This window comes from Streptomyces tricolor, assembly GCF_002155905.1.
Lineage (GTDB): Bacteria > Actinomycetota > Actinomycetes > Streptomycetales > Streptomycetaceae > Streptomyces > Streptomyces tricolor.
Window position 1 is genome coordinate 1 of sequence record NZ_MUMF01000538.1, and the last position, 9,440, is coordinate 9,440.

Below are 9,440 nucleotides of genomic sequence, written 5' to 3' on the forward strand. Positions count from 1 at the left end.
CGATGCTCCCCCCGCCCGAGTCGCCCGTCAGCCACTCCCCCGACCGGGCGTCCCAGGGGCCGGCGCCGCTGGGCATTGCGGGTCGGTCCGCTCCGGTCGGCTCGCGGTGGCGCAGGGTGCCGTTCCCGGCGGAGTCGCGCCGGGGGGCGGGAGCGAGCCCTGCGGGGTCCTCCGGGGCACCCGGGCCCGCGCCCTCCGCATCACCCACCTCACCGGAGGCGGCGCCGCCGACACCGTTCAGGCCCGGCGTCGCTCCCGCGCCCGGTTCCTCCGCGAGGCCCGAGCCGGTCCCCCTGGCGGCAGTTCGGCCGTCCAGCTCGCTCACCGTGCCCCCTCCGCCGCCAGCGGGGTCGCGCGGACCGGGGCGTGCGNNNNCGCCGGACTCGTCCAGGACGACCCGGCGGACCGGGCAGTGCGAGACGATCTCCAGGTAAATGCCGTGAAATGCCGCGATGTTCTGCTCGACGGTGAACAGTTCGAGCGCCCGGGCGCGCGCGGCGGCACCGAGGCGCGCACGGCGCTCGGGGTCGCGCAGCAGGGCCACGCACGCCTCGGCGAGCGCCCTGGGATTGCGCGGGGGCACGACGAGTCCCGTGCCGCCGATGACCTCCACGACGGCGCCGACGTCCGTGGAGACGGTGGCGCGGCCGCAGAGCATGGCCTCGACCAGGCCGGCCGGGAAGCCCTCCACGACGCTGGAGAGGACGACGACCGCTCCGGCGGCGTACGCGTCGGGCAGCGTCGGGACCTCCGGAGCGCCGATCTCCTGGAAGGAGACGGGGTTGTCGCCGACGGCGTGCACGCCTTCCGCCTCGTCCGGGAAGAGTTGCGCGGCGAGCGCCCGGCAGTGGCCGAGGTACTCCGCGTCCCCGGCGCCGGAGGGAGCGCCGACGATTCGCAGGCGGGCCGTGGGCTCCGCCTTGCGGACCTCGGCGAAGGCGTGCAGCAGGGACACGAGGTCCTTCGTGGGCTCCACGCGGCCGACCCAGACGAGGGTGTCCGGGTCGGCCCGGTCCGGGGACTCGCCGACCTCGGCGAAGCGGTCGGCCGCCATGCCGGGGTACACCGTGCGGATCCGGGCGCGGTCGGCGCCGCACCGTTCCTGCCAGCGGCGGGCGTGCGCGTTGCCCGGGGTGAGGATCGCGGCTCCCCGGTAGACCTCGGCGGCGAGCCGGCCGTGGAAGGCGCCGAGCAGGGCGCGTACGGCGGGGGCGGCGGTGTCGGGGCCGCGGGTCAGGTAGTGCGAGCGCAGGTGGACGCCGTACTCGGTGACGAGCAGCGGGACGTCGCAGAAGTGCCGGGCGAGCAGACCGGCGAGGGCGGCGGGGCCGCCGGCGGTGGCGTGGCACAGGTCGGCCGCGCCGAGGGCGTCGTCGCCGTACCAGTCGAGGGACAGGGGGCGCAGGGCGCGTTCGAGGTGGGCTGCGACGGCGAGCAGATCGGGTACGCGCGCCTCATGCGCCGTGCGCGGCGCGTGCGGTGCGCGGCAGGCGCGCTCCAGGGCGCGCACGGCGGCGTCGGAGCGCAGGGCGCCGACGAGTCCGCCCTCCTCGCGGGCGAGGTCGGCGAGCCCGTACAGCGCGCTGCCGAAACGGTCCGCCAGATCATCGGACGGGTCCTGGGCCCCCGCCCCCGGTGCGCCGTCGGGCGCGGCTCCGGCGCCCCCGGCGCACACCACCGCCACCAACTCCCCGTAGCACTCGGCGAAGCGCCGGCGCGCGCGCCGGCCGTAGGCGACCCCGTCGTCCTGGGCCGTCCACAGCGGCGCCGTCCGCACCCGCGTGACCTGCGGCGGGAGCGGAACACAGCTCTCGGCCCGCTGGTGCCGGCCGCGGCTGAACGCGTAGACCTCGAACTCGTGCTGCGCGAGCCCGCGCACGAGCCGGTCGCACCACAGCACGGCGTCACCGTTCACATACGGATAGCCACCCTCGGTGAGCAGTCCTATGCGCACGTGTGCACCCCGATCTCCCGTCTGGGGAGCCGCCCGTGTCCCGGCGGCTCGCAGCGGGATGAACGTAAGGGGACAAGGCGGTGGTGCGACGGACGGTTGTCCGTCGCACCACCAAAAGGGGTGAACGGTCGTAACTTTCGCGTGCGTGCCGCGTTTCGCCGCGCTAAGGGATCAGACGGTGATCGTCCGGGTGCGAAACGTTACACCGCCCGGAGTGCGGGGTCGCGCCGGGCGCTACGCGGCTGCCGGTGTGCGCCGGGCGGCGCGGCGCCGGGCCGCCAGCTCCGGGTCGAGCGCGGGTACGGCGGCCAGGAGCTGCTGGGTGTAGGGCTCGCGCGGGGTGTCGTAGACCTCGTCGGCGGGGCCGTACTCGACGAGCCGGCCGCGCCGCATGACCGCCACGCGGTCGCTGACCTGGCGGACGACGGCGAGGTCGTGGGCGATGAAGACCAGCGCGAGGCCGAGTTCCCGCTGGAGTTCGCCGAGCAGGGCGACGACCTGGGCCTGGGTCGTGACGTCGAGCGCGGAGACGGGCTCGTCGCAGACGATGGCGCGCGGCTCGGCGGCGAGCGCCCGCGCGATGCCGATGCGCTGGCGCTGACCGCCGCTGAACTCGTGCGGGTAGCGGTCGTAGTGCGCCCCTTCCAGCCCCACGCGCTCCAGCAGTTCTCGCACCCGCCCCCGGATGCGCGCCTCGTCCCGGTCCCCCCGCGCGCGGAGCGGGTCGGCGATGGACTCCCCCACGCTGCGCCGGGGGTTGAGGGAGGAGACGGGGTCCTGGAAGACCATCTGGACGGCCGGGTTCACACCGGTGTGCGGGCGCCCCGCGTAGCGGATCTCGCCCGCGGTGGGTTCCAGCAGCCCGACGAGCATGCGGCCGAGCGTGGTCTTGCCGCTGCCGCTCTCGCCGACCACGCCGAGGGTCTCCCCGCGCCGGACGGTCACCGAGACGTCGTCCACGGCCGCGAACGCCCGCTTGCCGCGCCCGAACTCGCGCCGCACACCGGTGGCCTCCAGGACGACCTCGTCGGTGGCCGGAGAGCCGGTCCGGCGGGCGTCCACGCGCGGGACGGCGTCGAGCAGTTCGCGGGTGTACGGCTCGGCGGGGGCGGCCAGGACCGCGGCGACCGGGCCACGCTCGACGGCCCTGCCGTGCCGCATGACGAGGATGTCGTCCGCGCTCTCGGCGGCCACGCCCACGTCGTGGGTGACGAGCAGCAGCCCCATGCCGGTCTCCGCGCGCAGCCCGTGCAGCAGATCGAGGATCTGGGCCTGGACCGTGACGTCGAGCGCGGTGGTCGGCTCGTCGGCGATCAGCAGGTCCGGCTCGCAGGCGAGGGCCATGGCGATGAGCGCGCGCTGACGCATGCCGCCGCTGAACTCGTGCGGGCGGGACCGGGACCGGCGGGCCGCGTCCGGGATCCCCACCCGGTCGAGCACGTCCACGGCACGCGCGCGTGCGGCACGGCGCGACACGCGCGCGTGGACGCGGTAGACCTCGGCGATCTGGTCGCCGATCGCGTAGTACGGGTCGAGCGAGGACAGCGGGTCCTGGAAGACCATGGCGGCCCTGGCGCCGCGCAGCCGGCGCAGCTCCTCCTCCGAGGCCGCCTGTACGTCGGTGCCGGCCACCCGCACCGCGCCGCCGACCCGGGCCCCGGTGCCCCGGTGCAGGCCCAGCAGGGCGCCCGCGACCGTGGACTTGCCGGAGCCGGACTCGCCGACCAGGGCCAGGGCGGCGCCCTTCGCCAGGCTGAAGGAGAGCCCGTCGACGGCGCGCAGGGCGCCGAACTCGACGGTCAGGTCCGTCACTTCCACCAGACTCATGTCCGCCCTCATGTCCGCCGCTCCCGCCCGGCCCGTGTCCGCCGCTCCCGCCCGGCCCGCGTCGGCCGCTTCCATCCGGCTCATGCGAGCACCACCCGTCGGTCGGCCACCGCGTACAGGACGTCCGCGACGGCGTTGGCGAGGACCACGAAGAAGCCGGTCACCAGGACCATGCCGACGACCACCGGCAGGTCGACGACCTTGACCGCGTGCACCAGTTCCTGGCCGATGCCGGGCAGCCCGAACAGGGTCTCGGTGAGCACGGCGCCGCCGATGGCGGAGCCGACGTTGTTGGCGTTCAGGGCGATCACGGGCGCCAGGGCGCCGCGCAGGGCGTGCCGGCCGACGACGGAACGCTCGGCGACGCCGTACGCGCGGAAGGTGCGGATGTGGTCCTCGGCGAGGGTCTCCAGCATGGCCGCGCGGGTGAGGCGGGCGAAGGAGGCCGCCTCGATCAGGGCGAGCGAGAGCCAGGGCAGCAGAAGGTTCCACGCCCATTGCTCGGGGTCGTCCGAGAAGTTCACGTACTGCGGGAAGGGCAGCAGTTGCAGTTCGCCGCAGACGACGATCATCAGCACGAGGCCGATGACGAAGACGGGCGTGGCCGTGCCCGCGAGGGTGACGGCGGTCAGCACGCGCTCGGAGAGCCGGCCGCGTCGCCACGCGGACAGCACACCGGTGCCGATGCCGAGCAGGAGCCACAGCACCATGGCGCCGAGGACGAGCGACACGCTCACCGGCAGCTTCGCCAGGATGATGTCCAGGACCTGCTGACCGGTCTGGTACGACTGCCCCAGGCAGGGCGCGGCGCAGTGCTCCACCGAGGTGCCCGTGGAGAAGTCCTGTCCGACGAAGAGTCCCTGGAGGAAGTGCCAGTAGCGCACGTAGAGGGGGTCGCCCAGCTTCAGCTGCTCGGCGACCTGGTGCACCTGTTCCGGTGAGCAGCGCGGGCCGCAGGTGATCTGGGCGACGTTGCCCGGGGTGACGTAGAAGACGACGTAGACGATCACCGAGATGGCGAGCAGGGTGACCACCGTGCCGGCGGCACGGCGCAGCAGGAATCCGCCGAAACCGCTCATGCGGACGCCTCCTTCCCGGTTGCGGCGGACTCCTGGGCTGCGGAGTCCTGTGCGGCGGTGTCCTGCGCAGCGCCCTTCTGTGCGGCGGCATCCTTGCGGCCGGTGCCGACGCGCAGGCGGGAGGCGGCGCGCGGGTCGAGCGCGGTGCGCACGCCGTCGCCGAGGACGGTCAGGGCGAGAACGGTGACGAACAGGGCACCGGCGGGCAGCAGCAGGTACTGGGGCGCGGCCTGGTACCAGACGTCCGCGGCCGTCAGCATCTGCCCCCAGGACGGGGTGGGCGGCTTCACGCCGACGCCGAGGAAGGACAGCGCCGCCTCGACGGAGATGTTCGTGGGCACCAGCAGCGCGGCGTACGTGATGACCGGCGCGGCCAGACCGGGCAGCAGTTCGCGGCGGGCGACCCGCCAGGTGCCCCAGCCGCTCAGGCGGGCCGCGGAGACGTAGTCGAGCCCCTTCAGGGAGAGGGTCTGGGCCCGGACGATCTTCGCGATGGTGCCCCAGCCGATCAGGCCGATGACGAGGGTGACCAGGACCGGCCGCGGGAAGCTGGAGGGCACGATGGCCAGCAGCGCCAATGCCATGATCATCAGCGGCATGGAGACGATGACGTCCGTGGCCCGGCTCAACAGTTGATCAACCCATCGGTTGCCGAGCGCGGCGGCCACGCCGGCCGCGACCCCGATGGCGACCTGGATCATCGTCGCCGCCAGCGCCACCCCCAGGGACACCCGCGCGCCGTAGACCAGCCGGGCGAACATGTCGCGTCCGGTCTGCGGTTCCACGCCCAGCCAGTGGTCGGCGCCGATGCCGCCGAAGGAGCCGATGGGCACGCCCCCGCGCGCGGAGTCGACCAGGGCGGGGTGGTACGTGGTGGGGTCCTGGCCCTCCAGGGCGGTGAGCAGGGGCGCGGCGAGCGCGACCAGGACGAGCAGCGCGACGACGGCCGCGGCGCCCAGGGCGGCCCGCTGCGCCCGCAGCCGCCGCCAGAACTGACGTGCCCCCGAGACCGCCGGGACGGAAGAATCCGTCCCGGCGGTCCCGACGGCGGCAAGTGCCTCGCTCACGACGTCACTTCACCGCGACCTGGGAGACGTCCAGGACACCGGTCCAGTCGCTGATGACGACGTTCTTGACGGCCGAGCCGTACAGGCGCTTGTAGACGGGGTGGAACAGCGGCACGACGAGGGCCTTGTCGCCGATCTTCTTGTCCAGCGCACCCCACCGCTGCGCGGCGGCGTCAAGGTCGGTCAACTTGTTGATCGCGTCAATCTCGTCATTGACGGACTTGTCGTTCAGCTGGCCCGTGTTGAAGTTCGCTCCATCCTTGACGATCTGCCGGCCGTCGAAGATGGGGGCGAGGAAGGGACCGCCGGACGGCCAGTCCGCACCCCAGTGGGCGAGGAACAGACCCGGCTCGTCCTGCACGCTGTGGATCTTGTCCCGGTAGTCGTTGTCCTCCAGGCCCTGGAGCTTGACCGTGATGCCGGCCTTCTTGAGCGCGTCCTGGACCGCGGTGGCGATCTCCGGGCTGGTCTCGAAGTCCTTCTCGTTGGAGTGGGTCAGCGTGATGCTGAGCCCGTTCTTGTAACCGGCCTGCGCCAGCAGCTCCTTGGCCTTGGCCGGGTTGCCGGACGCGCCCGCCGGGAACGGGTCGTACGGCGTGTGGCCGAAGGACTTCTGGTTCGGCAGGAAGGTGGTGGCGGGCTCGGCGAGGGCGCTGCCGCCGGCCGCGTTGACCACGGAGGAGCGGTCGATGGCGTAGGCGACGGCCTGGCGCACCTTGGGATTGTCGAAGGGCTTCACCTTCGGGTTGAACGCGAGGTAGTTGGTGTAGCCGAAGTGACCGGTGCCCACGCGCGCGGCCAGCTTCTTGTCGCCGGTCACCTTGGCGAGTTCGGCCGGGCCGAGGTTGGTGTCCGTGGTGACGGCCGCGGCGTCCGCACCCTGAGACGCGGACAGCCGCTGGTTGATCACCGAGGAGTCGAGGCCGGAGCGCACGTCGATCGTGTCCGGGTACGCCTTGCGCTCGGCGTCGGTCGCCGCCGACCAGTGCGGGTTGCGCTCCAGGACGAGGTGTTCGCCGTCGTTCTCGTTCTTGACGACCTTGTAAGGGCCGGAGGAGACCGGGTGCGCCTCGTACTCGGTGCCCGTGTCCTTGCTCTTGGGCACCGGGGTGAACTGCGTCTGGGTGGCGAGGTACGGGAACTCGCCCTCGGGCTTGTTCAGGTGGAAGACGATGGTCCGGGAGTCCGGCGTCTCGATCGCGGACAGGCCCTTCTTGTCCTTGTAGGGCCCCTGGTAGTCGGCGGCGCCGACCAGCCAGTCCCGCAGGTAGGGGGCGCCGCCGGAGAGTTCGGGGGCGAAGGAGCGCTCGATGCCGTACTTGATGTCGGCCGAGGTGATCGGCGTGCCGTCCTCGTACTTGAGGCCCTTCTTCAGGGTGTACGTCCACACGGTCGCGTCCTTGTTGGGGCGCCCGGTGTCGGTGGCGAGGTCCGGGACGACCTTCGCGCCGGCCTCGCCGCTCTCGCGGTTGCGCGTGGTGAGCGTGCGGAAGACCAGCGAGGGAACGTTCCCGCCGCCGGAGGTGTACAGCCGCGCGGGGTCGAAGTCGGTCTGCGGCTGGGAGTTCAGGACCGTGAGCGTGCCGCCCTTGTGGGGCGCGGAGTCGCCACCGGAGCCCTTGGCATCGCTGTCCTCCGGGCCGCAGGCGGCGGCGCCCGCTGCCACGACCAGGCTGACGGATGCCGCTGCCACGCGGCGCGCTATGACGGACGGTTGACGCATCGGAATGACGACCTCTCGGGGTGACGTGTCGGAGTGGATCGAGGGTTTCTCGATCGGTGAGACAAGCGGACGAGGAGTGAGACGGCTGCGGGCAGGCGTCGGCCACGGCGTCGGGTCGTCGAAGAGGCCGTGACACGGTCACGGACGGAAAGGAGAAGGGGGTCGCGACGCGAACGCCGGGGAGGCGGCGTCAGCGACAGTGGATGTCGGCCACGCAGAGCGCGGTCACACCGATGAGCGCCAGCTCGATGGCGGCGCTCGCGCAGACGGCATGACTAGACCACATGCGCAGAAATATGTACGAACAGACGGCCGACTGTCAACGTGACTTGAGTGGCGGCTGTCAACTCGCGGGATACGGCCAGGGATTGGGCAGGCAGTGGATTCCGTCGTGGTCCAGGAACTTGGTCTGCTGCTGCATGACGGGGGCCGGCTCACCGTCCTTCTGACAGGTGACATGGCCGTTGCCGAGCCGGTGGCCGACTTCATGGTTGATCAGCATTTGCCGGTACGCATGGATCCGGTCACCGTAGGTCGTGCTGCCTTGAGCCCACCGGTACGCATTGATCATGACGCGTTCGGTCGCGGCCGAGTCGCAGGAAACGTTGTCCTCCGTGGTGTCCAGGCCGGACTTGGCGCACCACTTGGCGGTGGTGCCGGGGCTGGCCAGCGTGATCACGAAGTCGGGCTTGCCGGAGGAGACGCGCTCGAAGGTGCGGGCGCCGCCGTGTGCCCAGCTGCGCTTGTCGTTCAGGGTCTTCTGCACGGCCTCGGCGAACAGCGCGCCGTCCAGCCCCAGCCCCTGCTCGACGTCGACGCGGTAGCGGTACTTCTGCCCGGTGCCGGGCGCCTTGTCGAAACCGGGCACGGCGTCGAACGTGCCCGGCCCGGTCAGCGTGGCGCCGAGCGGGTACTTCTTGCCCATCTTCTGGTCGTACGTCAGCGGCGCCGCGCTGGGCACGGTGGCGGGCGCCGGCGCGCCCGAGGCGTCGCCGGGGGCGCGCGCGTCGGGGGCCCGTCCGGCGGCGGACCGCGACCGCGCGTCGCCCTCCTGGCCGTGGGTCACCTGTCCGGCGACGACCACCGCGAGCACGGTGGTGACGGCGGCCGCCGCGATACCGGTGTAGGCCCACCCCTTGCTGCCGCCGCGCTGCGCGGGCACACCGGCGCCGGATGCGGCGGCCCCGCTGTCCGAGGTGTCCTGGGCGTCCTGGGTGCCCTGGGCGCTCTTGCCGCCCTTGGCGCCCCGGATGCCCTGGGTGCCGGCTGCGGCGCCGTCGAAGGCGTCGAGGTACTCCTGCCGGGGGCCACGGCGGCGGCGTCCGCCGGCCGGGCCAGGTGCCCCCGGCTCCGCCTGCCGCTGCCGCGGCAACACGACACCGGGCTCACCGCCACCGGTCTTCTTCCCGGCGAACTCGCCCCAGCCGCCGCCGGCTTCCCGCTGCTCGGGATGCCCGCCGCGCGCTCCCTGCGCCACCCCGCCGCCGGCCCGCGGCACCCCACGGGCGGGCGTGCCGCCGGGCGACCGCGGCACGCCATGGGCCGGCGTTCCGTCCGGCGACCGCGGCACACCACCGGCCGGCGCGCCGTCGTAGACCCTCGGTACGCCCCGGGCGGGAGTGCCGTCGGGCAAGCCCGGCGCACCGCGCGCGGAACCGCCGTCGGAAAGCCCCACCGCCCCCGGAACACCACCGGCGAAGCCCGGCGCACCCCGTCCCGCAGCACCGCCGGGCGCCGCTGGCATCCCCGGCACGCCCTGCACACCCTGCACACCCCGCGCCGCGGCGCGG

7 protein-coding genes are annotated in these 9,440 nt (G+C 73.3%); all 7 read right to left on the minus strand.

Features of this window, described 5'->3' with window-relative positions:
* Positions 1-1,954, minus strand: a 1,954-nt coding sequence (locus tag CCN44_RS32825) for a DUF3492 domain-containing protein (RefSeq protein WP_244204003.1), incomplete at its 3' end; no start/stop codon positions are given.
* A 234-nt stretch (positions 1,955-2,188) separates the two neighbouring features.
* Positions 2,189-3,781 (minus strand): dipeptide ABC transporter ATP-binding protein, encoded by a 1,593-nt coding sequence (locus tag CCN44_RS32830; protein WP_059255222.1) that lies wholly within the window; start codon positions 3,779-3,781, stop codon positions 2,189-2,191.
* Positions 3,782-3,861: 80 nt separating this feature from the next.
* Positions 3,862-4,860, minus strand: coding sequence for an ABC transporter permease (locus CCN44_RS32835; protein ID WP_059252470.1), 999 nt, complete (start codon positions 4,858-4,860; stop codon positions 3,862-3,864).
* On the minus strand, positions 4,857-5,927 hold the full coding sequence (locus CCN44_RS32840) for an ABC transporter permease (RefSeq protein WP_086701839.1): 1,071 nt from the start codon (positions 5,925-5,927) through the stop codon (positions 4,857-4,859). The genes CCN44_RS32835 and CCN44_RS32840 overlap by 4 nt, the downstream gene beginning before the upstream one ends.
* 4 nt (positions 5,928-5,931) lie before the next feature.
* Positions 5,932-7,650, minus strand: a complete 1,719-nt coding sequence (locus CCN44_RS32845) for an ABC transporter substrate-binding protein (RefSeq protein WP_086701842.1) — start codon at positions 7,648-7,650, stop codon at positions 5,932-5,934.
* 190 nt (positions 7,651-7,840) lie between these two features.
* Positions 7,841-7,936 carry an Ms4533A family Cys-rich leader peptide gene (locus tag CCN44_RS47680; protein WP_311737156.1) on the minus strand — a complete coding sequence of 32 codons (96 nt, stop codon included), beginning with the start codon at positions 7,934-7,936 and terminating at the stop codon, positions 7,841-7,843.
* A 57-nt stretch (positions 7,937-7,993) separates the two neighbouring features.
* A complete protein-coding gene (locus CCN44_RS32850; protein ID WP_414820535.1) occupies positions 7,994-9,421 on the minus strand; it encodes a DUF3152 domain-containing protein in 1,428 nt (475 codons plus the stop codon).
* Positions 9,422-9,440 lie beyond the last annotated feature (19 nt).